The 24,417-nt window shown below is 63.1% G+C and carries 25 protein-coding genes and 1 other annotated feature; of the genes, 17 read left to right on the top strand and 8 right to left on the bottom strand.

Annotated features, from left to right (window positions below; translation table 11 throughout):
• Positions 1–2: 2 nt before the first annotated feature.
• Together EP165_RS16135 and EP165_RS16130 are read right to left on the bottom strand one after the other, a co-directional pair.
• Entirely contained in the window at positions 3–239 is a 237-nt protein-coding gene (locus EP165_RS16135) for a CopG family ribbon-helix-helix protein (RefSeq protein WP_127523873.1), read from the bottom strand.
• A 104-nt stretch (positions 240–343) separates the two neighbouring features.
• Positions 344–1,345, bottom strand: a complete 1,002-nt coding sequence (locus tag EP165_RS16130) for an NAD(P)-dependent alcohol dehydrogenase (protein ID WP_164743071.1) — start codon at positions 1,343–1,345, stop codon at positions 344–346.
• 113 nt (positions 1,346–1,458) lie between these two features.
• On the opposite strand from EP165_RS16130, the gene EP165_RS16125 reads away from it, so the two are divergent.
• From EP165_RS16125 to EP165_RS16115, 3 genes are all read left to right on the top strand, one after another.
• Positions 1,459–2,349, top strand: a complete 891-nt coding sequence (locus EP165_RS16125; protein ID WP_127523871.1) for a LysR family transcriptional regulator — start codon at positions 1,459–1,461, stop codon at positions 2,347–2,349.
• A gap of 64 nt (positions 2,350–2,413) precedes the next feature.
• Positions 2,414–2,469: a sequence feature (sul1 is cis-regulatory element that is thought to sense ions involved in sulfur or methionine metabolism; They are found in Alphaproteobacteria), on the top strand.
• A 65-nt stretch (positions 2,470–2,534) separates the two neighbouring features.
• A complete protein-coding gene (locus EP165_RS16120; RefSeq protein WP_127523870.1) occupies positions 2,535–4,022 on the top strand; it encodes a SulP family inorganic anion transporter in 1,488 nt (495 codons plus the stop codon).
• An 11-nt stretch (positions 4,023–4,033) separates the two neighbouring features.
• Positions 4,034–4,879 (top strand): universal stress protein, encoded by an 846-nt coding sequence (locus tag EP165_RS16115; protein WP_127523869.1) that lies wholly within the window; start codon positions 4,034–4,036, stop codon positions 4,877–4,879.
• Positions 4,880–4,887: 8 nt separating this feature from the next.
• Here EP165_RS16115 and EP165_RS16110 read toward each other — a convergent pair whose 3' ends face one another.
• Positions 4,888–5,556: a hypothetical protein gene (locus tag EP165_RS16110; RefSeq protein ID WP_127523868.1), complete on the bottom strand. Its 669-nt coding sequence runs from the start codon at positions 5,554–5,556 to the stop codon at positions 4,888–4,890.
• A gap of 262 nt (positions 5,557–5,818) precedes the next feature.
• Here EP165_RS16110 and EP165_RS16105 point away from each other — a divergent pair, with 262 nt between their 5' ends.
• The 11 genes from EP165_RS16105 (at position 5,819) to purF (ending at position 18,010) form a co-directional block, all read left to right on the top strand.
• Positions 5,819–6,445, top strand: coding sequence for a DUF4145 domain-containing protein (locus EP165_RS16105; protein ID WP_164743070.1), 627 nt, complete (start codon positions 5,819–5,821; stop codon positions 6,443–6,445).
• 291 nt (positions 6,446–6,736) lie between these two features.
• Positions 6,737–7,171 carry a 30S ribosomal protein S6 gene (gene rpsF, locus EP165_RS16100; protein WP_127523866.1) on the top strand — a complete coding sequence of 145 codons (435 nt, stop codon included), beginning with the start codon at positions 6,737–6,739 and terminating at the stop codon, positions 7,169–7,171.
• Positions 7,171–7,419, top strand: a complete 249-nt coding sequence (rpsR, locus tag EP165_RS16095; protein ID WP_127523865.1) for a 30S ribosomal protein S18 — start codon at positions 7,171–7,173, stop codon at positions 7,417–7,419. The genes rpsF and rpsR overlap by 1 nt, the downstream gene beginning before the upstream one ends.
• A 248-nt stretch (positions 7,420–7,667) precedes the next feature.
• A complete protein-coding gene (rplI, locus tag EP165_RS16090) occupies positions 7,668–8,309 on the top strand; it encodes a 50S ribosomal protein L9 (protein WP_127523864.1) in 642 nt (213 codons plus the stop codon).
• Between the two features lie 161 nt (positions 8,310–8,470).
• Positions 8,471–9,757, top strand: coding sequence for a cyclopropane fatty acid synthase (locus EP165_RS16085; RefSeq protein WP_127523863.1), 1,287 nt, complete (start codon positions 8,471–8,473; stop codon positions 9,755–9,757).
• 67 nt (positions 9,758–9,824) lie between these two features.
• Positions 9,825–11,615, top strand: coding sequence for a caspase family protein (locus EP165_RS16080; RefSeq protein ID WP_127523862.1), 1,791 nt, complete (start codon positions 9,825–9,827; stop codon positions 11,613–11,615).
• Between the two features lie 251 nt (positions 11,616–11,866).
• Complete coding sequence (locus EP165_RS16075; RefSeq protein ID WP_127523861.1) at positions 11,867–13,357, top strand: replicative DNA helicase; 1,491 nt, start codon at positions 11,867–11,869, stop codon at positions 13,355–13,357.
• Positions 13,358–13,361: 4 nt separating this feature from the next.
• Complete coding sequence (gene alr, locus EP165_RS16070) at positions 13,362–14,519, top strand: alanine racemase (protein ID WP_245440182.1); 1,158 nt, start codon at positions 13,362–13,364, stop codon at positions 14,517–14,519.
• Positions 14,519–15,901 (top strand): DNA repair protein RadA, encoded by a 1,383-nt coding sequence (gene radA / locus EP165_RS16065; RefSeq protein WP_127523860.1) that lies wholly within the window; start codon positions 14,519–14,521, stop codon positions 15,899–15,901. The genes alr and radA overlap by 1 nt, the downstream gene beginning before the upstream one ends.
• Positions 15,902–15,938: 37 nt before the next feature.
• Complete coding sequence (locus tag EP165_RS16060; RefSeq protein ID WP_127523859.1) at positions 15,939–16,490, top strand: CvpA family protein; 552 nt, start codon at positions 15,939–15,941, stop codon at positions 16,488–16,490.
• A gap of 44 nt (positions 16,491–16,534) precedes the next feature.
• A complete protein-coding gene (gene purF / locus EP165_RS16055; protein ID WP_164743069.1) occupies positions 16,535–18,010 on the top strand; it encodes an amidophosphoribosyltransferase in 1,476 nt (491 codons plus the stop codon).
• 5 nt (positions 18,011–18,015) lie between these two features.
• Here the strand turns inward: purF and sugE are convergent, their stop codons facing one another.
• Positions 18,016–18,333, bottom strand: a complete 318-nt coding sequence (gene sugE, locus EP165_RS16050; protein ID WP_127523858.1) for a quaternary ammonium compound efflux SMR transporter SugE — start codon at positions 18,331–18,333, stop codon at positions 18,016–18,018.
• Positions 18,334–18,525: 192 nt separating this feature from the next.
• Between sugE and EP165_RS16045 the strand changes: the two genes are divergently transcribed.
• The 3 genes from EP165_RS16045 (at position 18,526) to EP165_RS16035 (ending at position 20,565) form a co-directional block, all read left to right on the top strand.
• Positions 18,526–19,275: an SDR family NAD(P)-dependent oxidoreductase gene (locus EP165_RS16045; protein WP_245440181.1), complete on the top strand. Its 750-nt coding sequence runs from the start codon at positions 18,526–18,528 to the stop codon at positions 19,273–19,275.
• Positions 19,276–19,346: 71 nt separating this feature from the next.
• Positions 19,347–19,778 (top strand): hypothetical protein, encoded by a 432-nt coding sequence (locus EP165_RS16040; RefSeq protein ID WP_127523856.1) that lies wholly within the window; start codon positions 19,347–19,349, stop codon positions 19,776–19,778.
• 106 nt (positions 19,779–19,884) lie between these two features.
• Positions 19,885–20,565 carry a 1-acyl-sn-glycerol-3-phosphate acyltransferase gene (locus EP165_RS16035; protein ID WP_127523855.1) on the top strand — a complete coding sequence of 227 codons (681 nt, stop codon included), beginning with the start codon at positions 19,885–19,887 and terminating at the stop codon, positions 20,563–20,565.
• Between the two features lie 6 nt (positions 20,566–20,571).
• Here the strand turns inward: EP165_RS16035 and pssA are convergent, their stop codons facing one another.
• From pssA to EP165_RS16015, 4 genes are all read right to left on the bottom strand, one after another.
• A complete protein-coding gene (gene pssA, locus EP165_RS16030) occupies positions 20,572–21,366 on the bottom strand; it encodes a CDP-diacylglycerol--serine O-phosphatidyltransferase (protein WP_127523854.1) in 795 nt (264 codons plus the stop codon).
• A 12-nt stretch (positions 21,367–21,378) separates the two neighbouring features.
• Positions 21,379–22,077 (bottom strand): phosphatidylserine decarboxylase, encoded by a 699-nt coding sequence (locus EP165_RS16025; protein ID WP_127523853.1) that lies wholly within the window; start codon positions 22,075–22,077, stop codon positions 21,379–21,381.
• An 89-nt stretch (positions 22,078–22,166) separates the two neighbouring features.
• Positions 22,167–24,056, bottom strand: a complete 1,890-nt coding sequence (locus EP165_RS16020) for an ABCB family ABC transporter ATP-binding protein/permease (RefSeq protein WP_127523852.1) — start codon at positions 24,054–24,056, stop codon at positions 22,167–22,169.
• Positions 24,057–24,078: 22 nt separating this feature from the next.
• The gene (locus tag EP165_RS16015) at positions 24,079–24,402 is read right to left on the bottom strand and encodes an ArsR/SmtB family transcription factor (RefSeq protein WP_127523851.1); all 324 of its coding nucleotides are present in this window, start codon (positions 24,400–24,402) and stop codon (positions 24,079–24,081) included.
• Between the last annotated feature and the right edge of the window lie 15 nt (positions 24,403–24,417).

The raw sequence follows: 24,417 nt of genomic DNA, 5'->3' as shown, positions 1-24,417 counted from the left end.
GGTCAGACTTGACCGTATTTGCCGAGGACAGAAGCGATCTGCTCGTCCGACGCAAATTCACCGCGGTCAGCCTGATCGATGCCGGCCTGAACGCCCGCGATCCATTTTTCCTGCCAGGCGAGCGAGCGGCCATGCGCCAGCGCGTCCTCGATAATCTGGCCGCGGGTCAAGGTCGAGCGGCTTGCAAGCGCGTCAAGCCGCCGGCTCAGGTCGTCGGAAATCTTGTCGTCAATATCCATGCGCCAATTGTGCCACAGGGAATGTGGCAGCGCTATTGCTTTCACGGCCTGAGGACGGACGCCCGGCATATCCTCGGGACAAGCCCGAGGATAACCTGCCGAGCTTAAGCCGCCTTCCCGACCGGCAGTGCCTGCGGTGCGACGGTGACAACCACAGAACCGCGCTTGTGGCGGCTTTCGACGCGGCGATGCGCATCGGCGATACGCTCCAGCGGGTAGTGGCTGTCGATCACCGCGCGGATTTCGCCCTCGTCCAGCAGGTCGGCGATCGTCTGCAAATCTTCCTGGCTGTCACCCGACACGCGCAGCATGATCCGCTTGCCGCCCAAGATAAGCGCGCGCAGCGCCTGCAGCATCTCGCGGCCCTGGAATTCAGCCGGAAGGAAGAGGCCCTTGGGCGTCAGCGCGCGCTTTGCCTCGGCGAATCTGGTTGTGCCGGCGGTATCGAAGATCACGTCCCAGGTTTCGCCGGTTTCCCAGTAATTGTCGCGTTTGTAGTCGATCACGCGGTCGGCGCCGAGCGAGGTGACCAGTTCGACATTGCCGGTGCTCGTTACCGCTGACACCTCTGCGCCAAGGTGTTTGGCTATCTGCACCGCCCATACGCCGACACCGCCGGACGCACCGGCGATCAGCACCTTCTGGCCGGGCCGGACCTGAGCGAAGTCGCGCAGAAAGGTAAGTGCGGTGTTGGCGCCGAAGGGTGTCGCGGCGGCCTCGTCATAACCGACAGCAGCCGGTTTGCGGACCACCGGGCCATCTTGCGACACAACGACATATTCGGCGTGCGCGCCCCAAGCGCCGGAGAACCCGAACACCTCGTCGCCGCCCTTGAACTTCGTCACATCCTTGCCCTTGGCGACGACGCGGCCGGCGAATTCCGATCCCAGCACATTATTTTTCGGCCTGAACAGGCCAGCCATCGCGCGGCCCGCCAGCCACAGGACTTTCGGGAAATTCGAAGCGCGGAAACGCCAGTCGGCGGTGGTTACCGTTGTGGCGAACACCTGCACCAGGATTTCGTCGTCTTTCGGTTCCGGCCGCGCGACTTCGCGAATTTCCAGAACGTCGGCGGGGCCATATCTGTCGTGCCATGCAGCTTTCATCGGTTTGTTCCTTGTCCATCTGGCCTGTCGGCCGGGCGTTGTTGACGGCGATATAGCCATGCACTGATGCATGAGGAATTGACCAATGCCCTTGCTCTGATATGCGTTTTCGCATGGATTGGCGCTCGATCAAGTTCGACTGGAACCGCGCACGCACCTTCCTCGTGACGGCGGAGGAAGGCTCGCTGTCGGCCGCAGCCCGTGCCCTTGGAATGGCGCAGCCGACGCTCGGACGGCAAGTCGACGCGCTGGAAGAAGAGCTCGGCGTGGTGCTTTTCGAGCGTGCGGGGCGCGGGCTCGTGCTGACGCCGTCGGGGCTGGAACTGCTCGACCATGTGCGCGCCATGGGCGAAGCCGCCGGGCGCATGTCGCTTGCCGCATCCGGACAAACTCAGTCGGTCGAAGGCGCGATCTGCATCACCGCCAGCGAAATCTACTCCGCATATGTGCTGGCGCCGATCGTTGCCAGGATGCGCCTGGAATATCCCGGTATCACGGTGGAGATCGTCGCCTCAAATGCTGCCATCGACCTGAAGCGGCGCGAGGCCGATATCGCCATCCGCAACTTCCGCCCGACCCAGCCCGACCTGATTGCGCGCAGGCTGGCCGACGATCGCGGGCGGCTTTACGCAACGCCCGATTATCTGAAGAAGATCGGCAACCCGACCAGGCCCGAAGAACTCGCCAGGGCGGAATTCATCGGGTTCGACACCACCGACGTGATGGTCAACGGCCTGAACAGCCAGGGGTTGCCGGTGACCCACGCAAACTTCCCGCTGCTGACCGGCAGCCATTTCGTTCACTGGGAGCTTTGCCGCCACGGCGCGGCGATCGGCATCGTGCCCGAAAAGCTCGGCGACGCAGAGCCGCTGGTCAGGCGCGTGCTGCCGGACTTCGCGCCAATGGAGTTTCCGGTCTGGCTCACTGCGCATCGCGAGCTGCACACCAGCCGGCGGGTCAGGATCGTGTTCGACTTTCTGGCCGGGGAGCTGGGGCGGGGCTGACAGGACAAAGTGCCCGGTCTGATGTTGCAGTGCGGCATAAGCTTGCCTAAGAAGGCGCCATTCGACCGGACCCGGTGAAAATCCGGGTGGCTTTTCCGGCCGCCGACCCGCCGGACAATCACCGCAACAGGCGACGCTCATCGCCAGATCGACCGATCGCAGCGGTTATCAGCATCTGGAATTTCATGACTTCGCTTTCCGCCTACCGCCGCGAATGGTTCGGCAATATTCGCGGCGACCTTCTGGCGGGCACGGTTGTTGCCCTCGCCCTCATTCCCGAAGCCATCGCCTTTTCGATCATTGCCGGCGTGGACCCCAAAGTCGGCCTCTACGCCTCGTTTTCGATTGCCGTGATTATTGCCTTCACCGGCGGCAGGCCAGGCATGATTTCGGCCGCCACCGCCGCAACGGCGGTGCTGATGGTGTCGCTCGTGCGCGACCACGGGCTGCAATATCTGCTGGTGGCGACCATTCTGGCCGGCGTGCTGCAGATCGTTGCGGGGCTGGCGCGGCTCGGCGACCTGATGCGCTTCGTATCGCGCTCCGTGATCACCGGCTTCGTCAATGCGCTGGCGATCCTGATCTTCATGGCGCAGGTGCCGGAGCTCATCGGCGTGCCGGCGCTGACCTATGTCATGGTCGCGGCCGGGCTCGCCATCATCTACCTGTTTCCCTACGTCACCAAGGCGGTGCCTTCGCCACTGGTCTGCATCATCGTGCTGACGGCAGTCGCGCTTTGGTTCGACATGGACGATCTGCGCACTGTCGGCGACATGGGCGAATTGCCTTCCACGTTGCCCGTGTTCCTGCTGCCGGATGTGCCGATGACGCTGGAGACACTGCTGATCGTGCTGCCCTATTCGGCAGCTGTGGCGGTAGTCGGCCTGCTGGAATCGCTGATGACCGCGTCGATCGTGGATGAGCTGACCGACACCGGCAGCGACCGCAACCGTGAGTGTATCGGACAAGGCAGCGCCAATCTGGTGACCGGCTTTCTGGGCGGCATGGCAGGCTGCGCGATGATCGGCCAGTCGGTGATCAACGTGAAATCCGGGGGCCGCGGGCGCCTTTCCTGCTTCACGGCCGGTGCGCTGCTTCTGTTCCTCATCGTCGTGCTGGGCGACTGGGTTTCGGTGATCCCGATGGCCGCACTCGTCGCCATCATGATCATGGTTTCGATCGGCACCTTCTCATGGTCGTCGATCAAAAACCTGCGCGAACATCCGCGCCGGTCCTCCACCGTGATGGTGGCAACGGTGATCGTTGTCGTGGCCACACACAATCTGGCGCTTGGCGTTCTGGTGGGCGTGCTTCTGTCCGGCCTGTTCTTTGCGTCCAAGGTGGCGCAGATCTTCCGCGTGTCCTCCACCCTTTCCGATGACGGAGAGGCCCGCGCCTATCACGTGACCGGCCAGATCTTTTTTGCCTCGGCGGAAGAATTCGTGCGCGCATTCGATTTCAAGGAAGCGGTTGCGCGCGTCACCATCGATGTCAGCCGTTCGCATATCTGGGATCTCACGGGCGTGGGCGCGATCGATACGGTGATGCTGAAATTCCGCCGCGAAGGCACCGAGGTTGAGCTTATCGGCATGAACGAGGCGAGCGCGACACTGGTCGACAAGCTGGCGCTGCACGACAAACCGGGCGGCGCAGACGCGCTGCTTGGACACTAAGGAGAGTTCCGATGACCAAGATACTCGCGCTCGTCGACGGCTCGATCTACTCCAAAAGCGTGACGGGTATCGCGGCGTGGGCGGCCGGGCGCCTGTCGCTTCCGGTCGAGGTCGCGCATGTGCTCGGGCGGCGCATCGCCGGCAATTTCGACCTCAGCGGCCAGCTGGACGCGAATGCGCGCACCACACTGCTTAAAAAGATGGCCGATCTGGACGAAGAGCACGGCCGGCTGGCGCAGCAGAAGGGCCGGGCCATTCTCGACGGTGCACGCGCCGAGGCCGCCGCCACGGGCATTGAGGTGAACACCAAACTGCGCAATGGCGACCTTCTGGATGCGCTGGGCGATCTCGAGGCCGAGGCCGAAATCGTCGTCATCGGCAAGCGCGGCGAAGCGGCGGATTTCGCGCGGCTGCATCTGGGATCGAATCTGGAGCGTGTGGTGCGCGCTTCGAAAAAGCCGGTGCTGGTGGCGGCACGCGCCCACGAACCGGCGCGGCATTTTCTCATCGCATATGATGGCGGCGCCAGCGCCAAGCGGGCTGTGGATTATCTGGTTTCAAGCCCGCTGCTGAAGGGGCTGAAATGCACGGTGCTTTCGGTTGGCGCGGATACGCCAGAAAACCGGTCGCGGCTCGCCGCGCCGGTCGCGCTGCTGGCCGAAGCCGGCTTCGAGGTGACCTCCGTCCTGTCTGCCGGCGAACCGGAAGAGGCGATCGGCGCCCATGTGGAGGAAAGCGGCGTCGGCCTGCTGGTCATGGGCGCCTACGGCCATTCGCGCATCCGTGCGCTCGTGATCGGCTCGACAACGACCGAACTCGTGCGCCGCTGCAAGATACCGGTGCTGATGTTCAGATGATGCCGCCTCTAACCGCCGCCCGGTGCGGCCGGCGGGTCGCCGCGGCTGATCGTCAGATAGATGCCCTCGTCGAGCCGCTGGTCGAGAAGCACGCTGGCGCGGCACCATGTTCCGCCAAAGCACGGCACCGCCCATTCGCTAACATTGCTGTAGACCTTTGATGCGGTGAAGCTGTCATCGGGCCGCGAGACGCGCACGGCCTTGAGGTAGAACGACATCCAGCTGTCGAACACGGCGGCGGTAGCGGTCATCACCCCCTGAACGCCCTCGTCATAGTCCCACGCCCGCTTCCACGCGGCCCGGCATTCGCCGTTCGGAACGCTGTCGGTCGGAAAGCCGAGATGGACGAAAGGCTCACCCTGCTCGAAATCCTTCTCCTCGTCACCCGTCACAGACAAGACCACCGCTGTTGGCGGCTTGCCGTTGTCGAAGCCAAGCGCATGCAGCCCGGACGGGACGATCCGGTAGCCCTCGGGACGAAGCTCTTCCGGCAGTGCCTGCGTCACCGGCTGGTTCAGACAAGCCTGCCTAAACGCGTCGAAGACATTCAGGATGCCGCGCAAATCCGACCAGTTCTTGTGCGTGAAAACGATGGGTTCGGCAGCGAACGCCGGGCCTGCGACGGCCGCAAGGGCCAACCCGGCGGCGATGCGCCTTATCCGCTGCGCCTCAAACATAAGGCGAGTGCTGAGGGCGCATCGTGAATTCGGTCACGCAGCTCGTGTTGGGCAGGGAAATCGCGGTCGAGATCATCTCGGAGATGTCGGAAAGCTCGCCGTGCGGGCAATTTGGCGTGCCTTAGGCGTGTATATCAACTGTATGTATAGCATAGCTGTTCGATTTCAGTCAGAGAAAGCGGATGAAATCTAATGAATACGGCAGGCGGCTATGGCGACCCTAACATTCACCTGCCCGCACTGCGGCGCGGTTAAAATGTCAATGAAAATAGTCGGTTGGTATACGGCACCGCCAGAGTTCGTTGAAAAGAACCGGCAGGCGCCATTCGCGAACGTTTTTGCCACATGCGGAAATTGTATAGGCCCTGTCTCGGCGAAAATCACGTCGAACAAATATGGCAAACATGAGCAATATCAGTTCTTTATTCAGGAATTTTCTTCCGCGATTGCCAAAGATTATTCAATTGAATCGGGATCTCTTGCCTCAATAGTAGTTAGGACACCGAACGAGGTTTCAGGCACACCCGGTCATCTTAGCGAGCCCGTAAAGAAGGCATTCCGGTCGGCCGAGAGAAATTTCAAGGCTGAAGACGGCGAGGACGCGGCTGCAATGCTTTACCGGCGTTCAATCGACATTGCTATTCGGGAAAAGCACCCAGAGATAAAGGGAAACTTAGCGCCCCGGATCGCCAAGCTTGCTGAAAAGGGTCTTATTCCGCCTGCGATGAAAGAATGGGCCGACCAGATACGACTAATCGGAAATGATGGCGCTCACGAACCAGAAGGCGTTACAAAAGAAGACTTGGCCCCAATGCGCGGTTTTACGGAAGCTTTCCTACGCTATTTCATCACAATCCCCTTTGAGGTCGCAAAATATCGCGAACAGTAAGATGCTCGGTGAGGTGGTAGATGCGGCCGACTAATGCCAGGCCCGCCGCCCCTTGCCTTGCCAGCCCTTTTCCCCTATACGCCGCGCTTCCATCGGTCCGATTGGGGGCTGAACGGAGGGCCGGTCATGACCTCACGGTGATGACCGCAGAAGGCGATAAGGCACTTCGGCCTCCCGTGTCTCCGCTCTCGACCGTCTCAAACAGCCTTTCTTCGCCCGGCTCCGGGCTCACGAAAGGTCTGGAGGCTTAGCCGTCGGCGCCGGTGGGAAGATGAAGAAAGGCAAGAGACAATGGCACTTTATGAGCATGTGTTTCTGGCCCGACAGGATTTGTCGCCTCAGCAGGTCGACGCGCTTGTGGAACAGTACAAGGGCGTGATCGAAGAAAAGGGCGGCTCCATCGGCCGGATCGAAAACTGGGGCGTGAAGTCCCTCACCTTCCGCATCAAAAAGAACCGGAAGGCCTATTTCACCCTCATGGACCTCGACTGCCCGCCGGAAGCGGTGAAGGAAGTCGAGCGCCAGATGAGCATTTCCGAAGACGTGCTGCGTTACATGACCATCAAGGTCGACGCACATGAGGAAGGCCCGTCGGCAATGATGCAGAAGCGCGACGACCGCGACCGCCGTGACCGCGGCGACCGCGACCGGGGCCCGCGCGAAGACCGCGGCAGCCGCGACGACCGTCCGCGCCGTCCGCGCGACAATGAAGGGAGCGCCGAATAATGGTCGATATCAACCAGATCCCGACACGGCGCCCGTTTCACCGCCGCCGCAAGACCTGCCCGTTCTCCGGTGCCAACGCGCCGCGGATCGACTACAAGGACGTCAAGCTCCTGCAGCGCTACATTTCTGAGCGCGGCAAGATCGTGCCGTCGCGCATCACCGCGGTCAGCCAGAAGAAGCAGCGCGAACTCGCCAAGGCGATCAAGCGCGCCCGCTTCCTCGGCCTTCTGCCCTACGTGGTGAAGTAAGGCCTCGCGGCCGCTAGCCGCGAACCGGAAACATCGTCTGCCGCCCTCGCCCAGCGCGCATTGAGGCGGCAGACGGAAATACCGCTTCGGAAGCGGCAAAACTCCGAGTTGAGGCCGGCCCAAAGGGCTCGCTTCTAACTGCCCGGCGGGCAGGACAGCGATACCAGAGCGCCACAGGCGCGCCGCTTCCTGTTCGTTCGAATTCAACCGCGCCCGGCTCCGCCCGGCGCCAGAACAGGACAAAGACGATGCAGGTCATTCTTCTCGAGCGCATCGCCCGGCTCGGCCAGATGGGCGAAGAGGTGAAGGTGAAGGACGGGTTTGCCCGCAACTTCCTTCTGCCGCAGGGCAAGGCGCTGCGCGCCAACGACGCCAACCGCAAGAAATTCGAAGGCCAGCGTGTGCAGCTCGAAGCACGCGATCTCGAGCGCAGGACAGAAGCACAGTCCGTTGCAGACAAGCTCGACGGCAAGACCTTCGTGGTGGTGCGTGCCGCCGGCGAAACCGGCCAGCTCTACGGTTCGGTGTCGACGCGCGACATCGCCGACATCCTGACCGGAGAAGGCTTCTCGGTTGCCCGCAACCAGGTCGAGCTGAACCAGCCGATCAAGGCAATCGGCCTGATCAATGTGGCGCTCGCGCTGCACCCGGAAGTCGACGTCACGATCACGCTCAACATCGCCCGCTCCACCGACGAGGCCGAGCGCCAGGCACGCGGCGAGACGTTGACCAGCGCCGAGGCGATCTATGGCGAAGACGTCAACGAAAACGCACAGCCGGAAAACTTCTTCGATCCCGATGCGGAATTCGAGGATGAAGACGCCGGCGAAGCCGAGGAAGGCGCAGAGGCCGCGGCCGAGGAAGGCTCGGACGAGGAAGAGAAGTCCTGAGCGGCGACCACGCCTGAGACATTTCGAAGAGGCCCGGCATCGTCCGGGCCTTTTTTCTGTCAGCAGCCATTAGGCCACCGGCACCGAAAAGCTTCACGAAAACGGCAACTTGAGTCATAATGCCGGCCTGCAAACGTGTGATGCAAGCGGGTGTTGTCGCCATGTCGCTGCTGACTACGATCGCAAGTCGCATTTTCAGAACCGGCTCGTTGACACTCACCGAACCGGATGGAACCGTCACACGCTTCGGCGACGGCACGGGCGAACATATTCACATCGCCATTCGCACACCGGCAGCGGCACGCGCCATCGCGCTCGACCCGATGCTGGCGATGCCCGAAGCTTTCATGGACGGCACGTTCGAGGTGCTGGAGGGCGACATTCTCGGCTTCCTGCGGATTGCGCTCGAGAACACCGGCCGCAAGGGCTCGAACCCTCTCTTTACGCGCATGATCGAAGGCTGGCGGGTGATGCTTCGCCGCTTCCAGCAGTTCAATACGCTGGCGCGGGCGCGCGAAAACGTGCACCGGCACTATGATCTTTCGGGCGAGATGTACCGGCTCTTCCTGGATGCCGACATGCAGTATTCCTGTGCCTATTTCGAGCAGCCCGGCATGACGCTGGAGGAGGCGCAGGAGGCCAAGAAGCGCCATATCGCAGCCAAACTCGACATGAAGCCCGGTCTTTCGCTGCTCGACATCGGATCGGGATGGGGCGGGCTGGGCCTCTATCTCGGGCGGCGGTTCGATGCCGAGGTGCTGGGCGTCACCCTGTCGACCGAGCAGCACGCGGCAGCGACGGAGCGGGCGCGCCAGGAAGGCTTGGAGAACCAGGTTCATTTCGAACTGCGCGATTACCGCAGGCTGTCGGAGCGCTTCGACCGGATCGTCTCGGTCGGCATGTTCGAGCATGTCGGCGTCAATCACTACCGCACCTTCTTCGAGCGCACCGCCACGCTGCTGAAGCCGAATGGAACGATGCTTCTGCACACGATCGGCCGCAGCGGCCCGCCGTCGGCAACAAGCGCCTTCATCCGCAAGCACATATTTCCGGGCGGTTACATTCCGGCGATGTCGGAAATGCTGCCGGCGATCGAAAATGCCGGGCTTGTGGTGACGGATGTGGAGGTGCTGCGGCTGCACTATGCAGAAACGCTGAAACACTGGCGCGAGCGCTTTCTGGCCAACCGCAGCCGCGCCGTCGAAATCTACGACGAGCGTTTCGCGCGCATGTGGGAGTTTTATCTCGCGGCGTCCGAGGCATCGTTCCGGTGGCACGACCTCGTGGTGTTCCAGTTACAGCTGACCAGGCGCAACGACACCCTGCCGATCACACGCGACTATATGGTACGGGCCGGAGCCGCACTGCGCCGCACGGCCGCGAAAGGCCCGCCGCGCGAGCCGGTGAAAAGACAGGGGCGCAGGAAGGCAGCCACAGGACGCCTTTGAGCGCCGACAAGCGGCCTTAACTTTGCCCCCAAGGCGGCGCTAGAGTGCTGCCGGGCGGAGACTGCAGATGGCGCGGATCGCATTCTGGGTGTTTTTCTGGACCGGGCTCTGGCTTGGCGCTGCACAGGCCACTCTCGTCATTGAGGCAGCTCCGGCGGACGCTGCCGCCGGCACCGAGGTTCACGACGACAAAGCCGCGCAGCCTGCCGGCGAAGCGCAAACAGAGCCTTATGCCGTTCCGCAGCGCAAATACGCTTTGCTGATCGGCATCGGGGATTACCGCAATCTCAACCCGGTCTCGAACACCAAGAACGACACGCGCCTGATCGCGCAGACGCTCTTCGACCTCGGCTACGAAACGCAGATCCTGCTCGACCTGACCACCGAGGAGATCGGCGAAGCAATCGCCGGCCACCGGGCAAAGCTGGAGCGTGCGGGCCGTGCCGTCTCGCTTGTCTATTATGCCGGCCAGGGCGCGCAGATAGATGGCAAGAGCTTCATGATCGGCGTCGACTTCGAAAACACGCCCGAGCGCAGCAAGCTGACCGGCGAAGGCATCGCGGTCGAACCGAACCAGGAAGACCTGGTGGAAGCCAACACGGCCGGCATCAACCTTTTCTTCTACGATTCCAGCCGCGACGACCCCTTCGTCGCGTCGGATTCACGCGGCAGCCTGCAACTTGCCGCACTGGCGCCGGTCAAGACACCGGAGCTCAACAGCCTGATCATCTACTCGGCCTCGACGGGACAGCAGGCGCTCGACGGCGCGAACCCCGGCGCACAATACAGCCCCTTTGCACAAGCGGTATCGAAAGCCGTGGCGACACCGGGGCTCGACCATTCGGAGATGTTTCGCGCGCTGCGCAACGAGGTGATCGACCTGACCGCCGGAAGGCAGGTGCCGGAGATGCACGACGCCATGAGCGTGCGGTTCGTCATCAACCCCGGGCCGCCGCAGGACGAACCCGAAACGGACCCGAAGTCGCGCGCCGCAACAGCGCTCTATCGCGCGGATTCGGGCCGCCTCGTACCGACCTATGAAGATGGCAGCTATGCCCTGCTCATCGGACAGAGCGATTATGACCAGATCGGCGACGGCAGGCAGGCCTGGCGCGACCTGCCTTCCGTGAAAGGGGAAATCGAGCGGCTGGCCGAGGTGCTGGAAACCGTCCACGGCTTCGAAGTGGAGCAGGTTCTCGATCCCGACAGCGCCGAGCTCGAGGAGGCACTGGAATCGTTCGTGAACAGGAACGGCGTCAAGCCCAATGCACGGCTTTTCATCTACATGGCCGGACACGGCGTGACCACGGAACGCTACGGCAACAAGGTCGCCTGGTTCGTGCCGCGCGACGCGCCCTCAACGTCGCCGCTCGGCCCGTTCGTGAACACGGCGCTCAATCTGCGGCGCATCGAGGAATGGTCAGAGATCATGGAAGCCAAGCATGTGCTCTGGCTGTTCGACAGCTGCTTTTCCGGCGCCGCGATCAAGATGATCGAATCGCGCAGCGGCGAAGAGAAGAAGGACGGGTGGTCGGTGCATCTGCACACAAACCCGGTACGGCGTGTCATCACGGCCGGGTCGGAGAACGAGGAAGTGCCGGCCGAAAGCCGTTTCACCCAGCGGCTCATCGATGTGCTTGCAGGCGCCGTGAAACTGGGTGACGGAACCACCATCACCGGCCAGCAGATCGGTGCATTTCTGCGCGAGGACATCGTTCGCTACACTTTCAAGCAGGGACTGCCCAAGGTGACCCCGCAAAGCGATACGATCGTGATCCCGGACGAGGAAGGCGACATCATCTTCCGGCTCGAACCACAGCTGGTTGCCGACTGGCAGCAGGCCGGCACAGGCCGCTAGCGGGCGGCCCGAGAAGGTTCGAATTCGCGTTCTGTTCCCGCTCCGGGCGCGCTATGCTGAAGCAGCGATTCGGGTCAACCCGGGGTCGCGGCATTGGCCGAGGCAACTGTGGAGAGCTGTGAATCGCGGGGCGAAACGATGAATGTTTCCCGGCGGTCCTGTTCGCCGCAGTTAATGGCGGGTTAACACGGCTGTCGGGCAAGGCCGGTACACGTTCCTCACTACGGCCGGACAACAAACTGGACATTTGAATGGCAGACGCAGTCCGTAAACTCGGCGCGGCGGAAACGCCGCTTTACCGCGAGGCACCGAACAATGTGGAGGCCGAACAGGCGCTACTGGGCGCCATTCTGGTCAACAATGATGCGTTCTACCGCGTCTCGGACTTTCTGAAAGCGTCGCATTTTCACGAGCCGATCCACCGCAAGATCTTCGAGGTCGCAGGCGAACTCATCCGCATGGGCAAGATCGCCAACCCGGTGACGCTGAAGACCTTCCTGCCGGCGGACGAGAAGATCGGCGAGATGACCGTGTCGCAGTATCTGGCGCGGCTTGCAGCCAACGCGGTCACCGTGATCAACGCCGCCGATTATGGCCGCGCGATTTATGACCTGGCCACCCGCCGCGCCCTCATCACCGTGGGCGAGGACATGGTCAACATCGCCTATGACGCCCCGGTCGACATGCCGCCGCAGGAGCAGATCGAAGACGCGGAACGGCGGCTGTTCGAGCTGGCCGAGACGGGACGTTACGACGGCGGCTTCGAAAGCTTCACCGATGCCGTGAAGACCGCGATCGACATGGCGAACGCCGCCTATATGCGCGATGGGCATCTGTCGGGCACCGCAACCGGTTTTCGCGACCTCGACCGCCGCATGGGCGGCCTGCAGTCCTCCGACCTGATCATCCTTGCCGGGCGTCCGGGCATGGGCAAGACATCGCTGGCCACCAACATCGCCTTCAACGTTGCCGCGGCTTATGAGCCGGCGCAGCAGGCCGACGGCTCCTACGCCGCGACCAATGGCGGCGTGGTCGGCTTCTTCTCGCTCGAAATGTCGTCGGAGCAGCTGGCTACCCGTATCATCTCGGAGCAGACGGAAATCCCCTCCTCCAAGATCAGGCGCGGCGAGATCACCGAACCGGACTTCGAGAAGCTGGTCGCCTGCGCGCAGACGATGCAGCGCATTCCGCTGTTTATCGACCAGACCGGCGGCATCTCGATCGCACAGCTGGCGGCGCGCGCCAGACGGCTGAAACGGCAGCGCGGGCTCGACGTGCTGATCATCGACTATGTGCAGTTGATGACCGGCACCAGCGCACGCGCTTCGCAGAACCGCGTGCAGGAGATCACCGAGATCACCACCGGCCTCAAGGCGCTGGCCAAGGAACTCAGCGTGCCGATCATCGCGCTGTCGCAGCTGTCGCGTCAGGTGGAAAGCCGCGACGACAAGCGGCCGCAGCTGTCCGACCTTCGTGAATCCGGCTCGATCGAGCAGGACGCCGACGTGGTGATGTTCGTCTATCGCGAGGAATACTACCTCAAGAACCGCGAACCGAAGCCGGGTTCGGAAGAGTACATCAAGTGGGAAACCGAAATGAACGAGGCGCGTGGCAAGGCCGAAGTGATCGTGGCCAAGCAGCGCCACGGACCCACGGGAACGGTCTCTGTGGGCTTCCAGGGCGAATACACACGCTTCTTCGATCTGGCGGAAGATTCGCATATGCCAGAACGTTTCGAGTAGCGACGTGCAGACAGACCTGGCAGCCGCCGGTCCGGCGGTGCATGGCAGCATCGCGGGCGCCCGCCTGACGATCGACCTTGGCGCCCTGGCGGCGAACTACCGCGCCCTTGCCGCCCGTTCCGCCCCGGCTGAAACGGCCGCGGTCGTGAAAGCCGACGCCTATGGCCTGGGTATCGCCCATGCGGTGCCGGCACTCTGGAGCGCCGGCTGCCGCACCTTCTTCGTTGCTTATCCAGCCGAAGGCCTGGCGGTCCGGACAGCGGCTCCCGGCGCCCGTGTATTCGTTCTTTCGGGGCCGATGAACGAAAAAGCCGCGGGCATCATCGCGGGGGCCGGGCTGATCCCGGTTCTCAACACTGCCGAGGACATAACGCTCTGGCGGCGGGCGGCAGGCGGGCCGGCTGCGCTTCATGTCGACACCGGCATGAACCGGCTCGGCGTGAGCGAAAGCGAAGCCGCGGCCTTTGCGGCCGAGAATACAGGCGATGCGGCGATACCGCTGACGCTCGTCATGAGCCACCTTGCCTGCGCCGACGATCCCGGGCACCCGCTGAACCGGCAACAGATTGAGTCTTTTCAGCGTGTTGAGGCCCTTTTCGAAGGGATCGATTCAAGCCTGGCAAACTCCGCAGGCATCATGATCGGCGGCGATTTTCGCTGCACCCTCACCCGTGCCGGCATTGCGCTCTATGGCGGGCGCGCGGTGAATGCGGGCGATAACCCGATGCTGCCGGTCGTAACGGCGGAGGCACACATTCTGCAGGTTCGGCGTGTGCCGGCGGGCGGTGTCGTCGGGTATGGCGCCGCCGCGAAGCTCGAACGCGACACCGTGGTGGCCATCGCCGCCACCGGCTACGCAGACGGCTATCACCGCTCGGCTTCGGGCGCAGGCGTGCCGCTGCGCGGGGTGGCAGCACAGGGCGCATGCGGCTTCCTCGCCGGCAAGCGCGTGCCTGTCGTCGGGCGCGTCTCCATGGACCTGACGGCATTCGACATCACGGATTGCACAAAGAACATCGTGCCCGGCGACCGGATCGAGCTTTTCGGGGCGAACATTCCGCTGGACGAGGTTGCGGAAGCCGCCGGCACGATCGGCTACGAACTCCTGACCGGGCTGGGGCGCCGCTACGAGCGGGTTTATGTTGGAGGAAGCGGCGGCTGATGGCCAAATCCCGAATCCAGTTCATCTGCCAGAATTGCGGAACGGTGCATGCGCGCTGGGCCGGCAAGTGCGATTCGTGCGGGGCATGGAACACGCTGGTGGAGGAAGGTACTGCCGGCGGCATCGGCTCCGGCCCGCAGAGCCAGAAATCGGCCCGCAAAGGCCGCGCCGTGGCGCTGACCACACTTTCAGGCGAGATCGAGGACGCGCCGCGCATTGCGACCGGCATCAGCGAACTCGACCGGGCGACCGGCGGCGGCTTCGTGCGCGGCTCGGCGCTGCTCGTTGGCGGCGACCCCGGCATCGGCAAATCCACGCTGCTGACGCAGGCGGCGGCTGCACTCGCCAACAGGGGCAACCGCATCATCTACGTCTCAGGCGAAGAAGCGGTGGCGCAAATCAGGCTGAGGGCGCAGCGGCTGGGCGCCGCCAGTTCGCCGGTCGAACTTGCCGCCGAAACCAATGTCGAGGACATTCTTGCGACGATTTCCGACGGCCCGCGGCCCGATCTTCTGATCCTCGATTCCATCCAGACGCTGTGGACAGACCTCGCCGAGTCGGCGCCCGGAACGGTCACCCAGGTTCGGGCCGCCGCCCAGGCGATGATCCGTTTTGCGAAATCCACAGGCTGTGCGGTCGTGCTGGTCGGTCATGTGACCAAGGACGGCCAGATCGCCGGGCCGCGCGTGGTGGAGCACATGGTGGACGCCGTGCTCTATTTCGAGGGCGAGGGAAATCACCATTACCGCATCCTGAGAACGGTGAAGAACCGCTTCGGACCGACCGACGAGATCGGCGTCTTCGAGATGGGCGACAAGGGCCTGCGGGAAGTGCCCAATCCGTCGGAGCTTTTCCTCGGCGAAAGGTCGGAAAAAGCGCCGGGGGCTGCGGTTTTCGCGGGAATGGAAGGTACACGCCCCGTACTGGCCGAAATCCAGGCGCTGGTCGCCCCCTCGCCGCTCGGCACGCCCCGCCGCGCGGTCGTCGGCTGGGATTCGGCCCGCCTCTCGATGGTGCTCGCGGTACTGGAGGCCCATTGCGGCGTGAAGTTTTCGCAGCACGACGTCTATCTCAATGTCGCAGGGGGTTATCGCATTGCCGAACCCGCCGCCGATCTGGCGGTCGCTGCCGCACTCGTTTCCTCGCTCACCGGTCTTGCCCTGCCAGCAGATTGCGTCTATTTCGGCGAAATCAGCCTGTCGGGCGCCGTGCGGGCCGTAGCTCACGCGCCGCAACGCCTTAAGGAGGCCGAGAAATTGGGGTTTGGCAAAGCCGTAATGCCCATCCTTTCGGAAGAGCTTCCAGCTTCACTGGCAACCGGTTCCTTCCAGCCTGAGGCGCTTTCGGAACTGGTGGCGCGCATCGCCGCCGGCACGAAGTAGCGGCGCGCAGGGATTCAGCAACAGGAGTAGCGCTTTAATGCCAATCACGCTGCTTGACGGTATCGTCATTGCATTCACGCTGGTCTCGGCCATGCTGGCGATGGTTCGCGGCTTCTCGCGCGAGGTCCTGTCGATCGCATCATGGGTCGCGGCCGCTGCCGCCTCCTATTTCTTCTATCCGGCCATCCTGCCTTATGTGCAGCCCTATATCGACCATCCGACGGTCGCACTTGCAGTGTCGGCTGCGATCATCTTCTTCATCGCGCTGATCGTGGTGACGGTGATCACCATGAAGGTCGCAGATTTCATCATCGATTCCAAAATCGGTGCACTCGACCGCACGCTGGGCTTCCTTTACGGCGCTGCGCGCGGTCTGCTGGTGCTGGCCGTGGCGCTGCTCTTCTTCGGCTGGCTGGTGGGTTCCAACCCGCCCGGCTGGGTAACGGAAGCGAAATCGCGCCCGCTGCTTGAAGGCATCGGGACCTGGCTGCAGGGCATTCTGCCCGACGATCCGGAGGATTCGATCCTCAACCGGCTGAAAGACATCAACCCGGACGCGCCGAACCAGAGCAGCGGCGCGGACCAATAGCGCGCGAATGGTTGCGCGCGAAACAATACAAGGCGCAACAGGCGATGAGTGTCGACCGCATGAATGACTTCGCCAAGGCGGAGGCCGACGACCATTTCCACGACGAATGCGGCGTGTTCGGCATATTCGGCCGGCAGGATGCGGCGGCGATCACCACGCTTGGCCTGCATTCACTGCAGCATCGCGGCCAGGAAGCGGCAGGCATCGTTTCTTATGACGGCAACCAGTTTCATGTCGAACGCCATGTCGGGCTGATCGGCGATACGTTCACCAAGCAGTCGGTCATCGACCGGCTGGCAGGCAACCGCGCCATCGGCCACACCCGCTACGCCACGACCGGCGGTTCGGGGCTGCGCAATGTGCAGCCGCTGTTTGCCGAGCTTGCCGACGGCGGCATCGCCGTCGCCCACAACGGCAACATCACCAACGCCCTCACCGTTCAACGCCGCCTGCAGAAGGACGGCGCCATATTCTCGTCCACGTCGGACACCGAAACGATCCTGCACCTGATCGCGACCAGCAAGGAACGCGACACCAATGCGCGCTTCATCGAAGCGGTGCGGCAGCTCGAGGGTGCTTTCTCGCTGGTGGCGCTGTCAGCAAAAAAGATGATCGGCTGCCGCGATCCGCTCGGCATCCGGCCGCTGGTGCTAGGCGATCTCGACGGTGCATGGATACTCGCCTCCGAAACCTGCGCGCTCGACATTATCGGCGCCCGCTTCGTGCGCGATGTCGAGCCCGGCGAAATGATCGTGGTGACGAAAACCGGGATCGAAAGCCATTACCCGTTCGAGAAGGCGGAACAGCGCTTCTGCATCTTCGAATATGTTTATTTCGCCCGGCCGGATTCGCAGGTCGAAGGCCGCAATGTCTACGCCGTGCGCAAGGATATCGGCGCTCAGCTGGCGCGTGACAAGCCGGTGGACGCCGATGTCGTCGTCCCGGTGCCGGACTCGGGCACCCCGGCGGCGATCGGCTACAGCCAGGAATCGGGTCTTCCCTTCGAACTCGGCATCATCCGCAACCATTATGTCGGGCGTACCTTCATCCAGCCGGGTGACGCGATCCGGCATATGGGCGTGAAGCTGAAACACAACGCCAATCGGCGCTCGATCGAGGGCAAGCGCGTGGTTCTGGTCGACGATTCGATCGTGCGCGGAACGACCAGCCAGAAGATCGTGCAGATGGTGCGCGACGCCGGCGCGAAGGAAGTGCACATGCGCATCGCCTCGCCGCCGACACGCGCCTCCTGCTTCTACGGCGTGGATACGCCGGAAAAGGCGAAGCTGCTGGCCTCGCGCATGTCTGTCGAGGAGATGGCTGAGTTCATTCGCGTCGATTCGCTCGGCTTCCTGTCGCTCGACGGCCTCTACCGCGCGGTCGGCATGGCTGCCCGCAACAACGAGGCGCCGCAATTCTGCGACGCCTGTTTTTCCGGCGAATATCCGACCCGGCTTGCCGATCACGAGGGTGCGGACAATGTGCGCACGCTCTCCTGGCTTGCCAGTGGCGGCCAGTAGAGCCGTCAGGGCGTAACGAGTTTCAGCCCGACTATACCGGCCACGATCAGCATGATGCAGACGACGCGCATGATGTCGGCAGATTCGGAAAAGAGCAGGATTCCCAGGATGACCGTGCCGACGGTGCCGATGCCGGTCCAGATCGCATAGGCGGTGCCCAGCGGCAGCGACTTCAGCGCTATGGCCAGCAGAACCATGCTGATAGACATCGACGCGACGGTCCAGACGCTCGGCCACAGCCGCGTGAACCCTTCCGAATATTTCAGTCCTATGGCCCAACCGACCTCGAACAGACCTGCCCCGAATAGAGCGAACCAAGCCATTTCTGCCTCCAGATTGACGACGATGAGGCCGTCCCCATCAATGTTCGGAAAAATACGGGCCGTCCCGCTCTGCCAATATGGAGATGACGGGCCAGGACCTCAATGCGTGGCGGGTTCCACCGCAGGGAAAATTCGGCTAGTTGCACGCAGTCCCGATTTTGCCCGTTCCGCGCCCGCCTCAGGAGCCGACCTTTGACCACAACACCCGATCTTTCCGGCCGCATCGCCCTTGTCACCGGCGCGTCGCGCGGCATCGGCTATTTCATCGCCAAAGGTCTGGCGGCGGCAGGCGCGCACGTGATCGCGGTTGCACGCACGGTCGGCGGGCTTGAAGAGCTCGACGACGAAATCAAGGCTCAGGGCGGCGGCGGTGCGACGCTGGTGCCGCTGGACATCGCCGACATGGCCGGGCTCGACAGGCTCGGTGGTTCCATTCACGAACGCTGGGGCAAGCTGGATATCCTGTTTGCCAATGCAGGCGTGCTCGGCGTGATCGCCCCGGTCGGCCATGTCGAAGCCAAGGTGTTCGAGAAGGTAATGACCGTCAACGTCACCTCGACCTGGCGGCTGATCCGTTCGGTCGATCCGCTGCTGCGCGCCTCAGACGCCGGACGGGCGATCCTCATGTCGTCGGGTGCGGCGCATTCGGCCCGCGCCTTCTGGGGCCCCTATGCGGCGTCCAAGGCCGCGGTCGAGGCACTCGGCCGCTCCTGGGCCGACGAAACCAAGAATATGCCGCTCAGGGTGAATTGCGTGAACCCCGGCGCCACGCGCACGGCCATGCGGGCCCAGGCAATGCCGGGCGAAGACCCAGCGAAACTGCCGCACCCCTCCGAAGTGGCAGGCAAGATCCTGCATCTCGCAAGTCCGGGCCTGACAGAAACCGGGCAGATCTACGACGTGCCGAAAGGCCGCTTCGTTGAATACCGGATGCCGGAATAGGCCTCACAATCTTGCCCGCTTTCGCTTGCACCATTATCTTCGGCTCAATTGCGAGCCAGGGGGTTCGAACGATGCCGAAACGATACGGATGGACTGCGCTTGCCGCGGCGGCCGCGTTGAGCGCCTACGCTCTGCCCGCGCTGGCATGGGACCAGCTGGACCTCGGTACAAACTCCGCCGGCCAGCCGACTTATGCGCCTGAAGGGCAAGGCAATGGCCAGCTGAAATTCAAGGATCTGCCTGGCGTTCACCTCAATCCCGGCGGACAAACCGCGAGCGGCGATTGTTCGGAAAGCAAGTTCTACTCCGACAAGCCCGGCGACTTCGGATCGGCAGGCAGCGTGACGGAATGCAATTTCGGCAAGTTTTCGCTGCGGACATACCGTTCCAGCGGCACCCCGAGCAGCACCGGATACAACCCGTTCCCGGTGCCCGCACCGCTGCAACAGCCCGGACCGCCACCCGGTTCGGGGGGCTACAGCAGCAAATCCCAGACCTGGTAGGCCGCAATTTCGAAGCGGCCGTCCGGACCGGCCGGTTAAGCAGACCGCACAGAACCGAATTGCGACCACGCAGAGCCGAACTGATCGAAACGAGGGGACGCGGATCATGGCCATAACACTGATGGTCGTTGGCGCCATCGCGCTGGTCTGGGTGGCGGTTGCATTGTCCTTCTGCGCCCTGCGGCGCTGCACGTTCCACCAGGCGTTTCTGCTTGTTCCGATCGCCATATGGCACCGCCTCGGCGTTTCCGGCGGCGCCAATCTGCGCGGCAAGCCGCCGGTGCTTTACGCGGTGCTGCATCAATCCTATCTCGATCCCGCGCTGATGCTGTCATTGCTGCCCGACGATACGCTGCACATACTGGACGAGCAGTCGGCCAGGTCGATCTGGCTTGAACCCTGGCGCGAGATGGCCCGCACGATCGCCTTCAATCCGGAGCACTTTTTCGTCAGCCGCAGGCTGGTGCGGCACCTCAAGGGCAACGGGCGCCTTGCCGTCTATCTGCCCGACGGCATCGAGCCAGATACGAAGCCCTACCGGCTCTACCGCGCAGTAGCGCGGATCGCACTCCGCTCCGGCGCCAATGTCGTCACGGTGTCGGTCCGTGGATCGCGCCACACCCTGTTTGCGCCCGCCGGCGCACATTCGCGCTTCCCGCTCAAAGGGCTGCGGGTCGCGGCGCTGGAGGCAAAAACGATCCCGGAGCTTGTCGAGCAATCCGGCGATGAGAAAGGAAGCGCCGCGGCGGCGCTGTTTAACCGCGTCATGGAAGCCGACACGGCCTGAGCGCGGCTATTCCGCGTTCTCGGCCGCCTCGCGCCTGCGGTAGGCCAGCGCGCTGAATGGCAGGAACACCAGATACGCTACGACAACCGCGGTGAGCGTGTACCAGGTGTAGGCCACGAAAAGCATGACCAGCAGTACCGCGCACAGCAGAAAGAACGGCACCGAATCACGGTTGATCCTCTGGCCCGGCGCCTTGCCCGACCAGACGCGAATGCGGCTGACCATCAAGAGCGCTATCAAGACGCAGTAGACGGCGGCTGCGGGTGCAAGGGCGCCGTCAAGCGGTGCGCCCAGAAAGCCGATATAGACCGGCAGCAGCACCAGAACGGCGCCCGCAGGTGCGGGAATGCCGACAAAATATGCGGTCTGCCAGACGGGCCGGTCCGGATCCTCCGCCATGACATTGAAGCGGGCAAGCCGCAGTGCGCACGCGATCGCGAAGATGAGCGCAGCGATCCAGCCCAGCGAGTTCAGTTGATGCAGCAGGAACGGATAAAGCACCATTGCCGGCGCAACACCGAAATTGATGACGTCGGCGAGCGAGTCCATTTGCGCGCCGAATTTCGAGGAGGCCTTCAACATACGCGCCGTGCGCCCGTCGAGCGCATCGAGCGCGGCCGCGAACAGCACCATCGCCACTGCAAGCTCGAAGCGGCCTTCGAACGCCAGCCGGATGCCGGTGAGCCCGGCGCAGATCGCCATGACAGTGATAAGGTTGGGTATCACCAGCCGCAGCGGGATTTCCCGGATGCGCGGACCGCCAAATCCCGGTTTCGGCCCTTCAGGCTCATTGCTGGGCATGTCAGCGCGACCTCACGAAATTCGCACCAGCGGACTGGCGTCCGCGCCGCCGAATTCCGCGATGATCGTTTCGCCGGCGACCGCCGTCTGGCCGATGGCGACGCGCGGAACCGCATCGGAAGGCAGGTAAACATCAAGTCTGGATCCGAACCGGATGAGCCCAAAGCGGTCGCCCACGCCTATGCTGGTGCCGGCGTCGACCCAGCAAAGGATGCGGCGCGCAACCAGACCCGCGACCTGCACCACCGCTATCGTGCCGTTCGGGCTTTCGATAACCAGCCCGTTGCGTTCGTTCTCGGTGCTCGCCTTGTCGAGTTCGGCATTGAGGAATTTGCCGGGCCGGTGCTCGATGCGCGCAATCCTGCCGCGAATCGGGGCGCGGTTCACGTGGCAGGAAAATACATTCATGAACACGGAAACCCGCATCATCTCGGCAGGTCCGAGCCCCAGTTCGCGCGGCGGCGCCGCCGGCCCGATCGCGGAAACGATTCCATCCGCGGGGCTGATCACGAACCGGTCGTCGACGGGCGTCACACGCTCCGGATCGCGGAAAAAATACGCGCACCAGCCGGTCAGGATAAGCCCGATCCAGAACAGCGGGCTCCAGACGAGACCAAGCACGATGGCGGCACCGGCGAACGCGGCGATAAAGGGGTAGCCCTCGCGGCGAACCGGAACCAGGCTGTTTCGAACTGACTCAATAACGCTCATGGGGCTGCAAACACTCACTTAACGAGGTTGCGCCTCCATAGCGAAAAGCCGGACCTGCCGCAACGCGCACCCGCCGTGCCGGCGCAACGTCAATTTGGCACTTCGTCCGGCCGCCGGCGCACGATGACGCCCATTTCGTCGCTCTCGCGGGCAATGCGCAATCTCTCCTCGGCTTCCGTTGCCTCGCGCTGACGATCCCACATCTGTTTGTACAGTCCGTCCTGATCCAGCAGTACGCGGTGAGTGCCGCGTTCGGCGATGCGGCCGTCCTTCAGGACAATGATCTCGTCGGCGCCGATAACGGTTGAAAGCCGGTGCGCGATAACCAGCGTCGTGCGGCCGCGGCTGACCTGATCGAGCGCCGTCTGGATTTCCTGCTCGGTCTGGGTGTCGAGCGCCGAAGTGGCCTCGTCGAGGATAAGGATGGGCGGGGCCTTGAGGATGGTGCGGGCAATCGCCACACGCTGCTTTTCGCCGCCCGAAAGCTTGAGCCCGCGCTCGCCGACCATGGATTTGTAGCCGTCGGGCAAGGCCTCGATGAAACCGCCGATCTGGGCCAGGCGTGCAGCCTCCCTCACCTCTTCCTCGCTCGCATCCATACGCCCGTAGCGGATGTTGTAGGCGATCGTGTCGTTGAAGAGCACGGTATCCTGCGGAACCATGCCGATTGCGGCGCGCAAGCTGCGCTGGGTCACGTCGCGGATATCCTGGCCGTCTATGGTCACGGTGCCCGACTGGATATCGTAGAAGCGGAACAGCAGCCGCGAGATGGTCGATTTGCCGGCGCCGGACGGGCCGACAATGGCGACGGTCTTTCCGGCCCGAACCTCGAAGCTGATGCCCTTCAATATTCTCCGGTTTTCGTCATAGGCAAAATGCACGTCGTCGAAGCGAATTGCGCCGTCTTTGACGGCAAGAGGCGCGGCGTCTGGCTTGTCGACCACTTCCTGCGGAACGTCCAGCAGGTCGAACATCTGCTCAATGTCGGCAAGGCCCTGGCGGATCTCGCGATACACAAAACCGATGAAGTTCAGCGGGATGGAGAGCTGGATCAGCATCGCGTTGATGAAAACGAAATCGCCGATCGTCTGGGTGCCCTGCGTGACTTCCCAGGCCGACAGACCCATCGCCGCCGCCATGCCGACGCCGAGGATCAATCCCTGCCCGAAGTTCAGCCAGCCGAGCGACGTCCAGGTTTTTGTGGCCGCATCTTCGTAACGCGCCATTGAGCGGTCGAAGCGCTGTGCCTCCATCTCTTCGTTGTTGAAATATTTGACGGTTTCGTAGTTGAGCAGCGAATCCACGGCCTTGGTATTGGCATCGGTGTCGCTGTCGTTCATCTGCCGGCGAATGACGATACGCCAGTCGCTCGCACGTACCGTGAACCAGACATAAAGCCAAACGGTGACGGCAACGATGGCGACGTAGGCCCAGCCGTAGGCGACGGCGAAGATGATCGCTGCCAGCGCGAATTCGAGAATGGTGGGCGCGGTGTTGAGGATGGTGAAACGCACGATGGTTTCGATACCCTTCACCCCGCGCTCGATAATACGCGAAAGACCGCCCGTGCGGCGCTCGAGATGGAAGCGCAACGACAGTTTGTGGATGTGGACGAAAGTGCGGTGCGAAAGCTGCCGCACGGCGTGCTGCCCGACACGGGCAAACAGCGCATCGCGCAGCTGGTTGAAGCCGAGCTGCACAATGCGCACGACGTTGTATGCCAGCACCAGCATGACCGGCGCGACAAGCAGCGGCGGTACCCAGTCCGGTGCCGTGAGCTGGTTGTCGAGCGCGTCGGTCGCCCATTTGAACGTGTAGGGCACCAGCAGGAGCACGAGCTTTGCGATAACGAGGAATGCCGCCGCCCAGGCCACCCTCAGCTTCAGGTCAGGCCGGTCTGCAGGCCACATATAGGGCCACAGATTGGCCACGGTCTGGAATGTTGAGCCGCTTTCGGCCGATACTGTCTTTTTTGCCAACGGAACTACCTGAATTGCAGGGTCAACCGGCCGCACAAGGGCCGGTGCTGCATTTTGCCAATAGATGCGTCACCGAACCCGAAAGCGCCTCGATTGCCGAACTGTCGACCTCGTATAGCGAACGGGTTCCCTGCCGCTTATGCCGGACGAGCCCGGCATCGACGAGAATCTTGAGGTGCTGCGATACGGTGGATTGCGCCAGGTCCAGCTGGCTCACAACATCCTTGCAGCAGGCGCAGCAGCCTTGCTGGGCGAGATGAGTGAGAATGTACAGCCGGGCCGGATGCGCCAGCGCATTGAGCCGGGCCGCGAGATAAACAACGCTTGGGGTTTCGGTGGGGTTCATCGTTTATCGACGATA

Source organism: Mesorhizobium sp. Z1-4, assembly GCF_004000235.1.
Taxonomy (GTDB): Bacteria; Pseudomonadota; Alphaproteobacteria; order Rhizobiales; family Rhizobiaceae; genus RCIO01.
The sequence above is the reverse complement of the archived record's forward strand: the minus strand, read 5'-3'. Positions and strand labels throughout refer to the sequence as shown.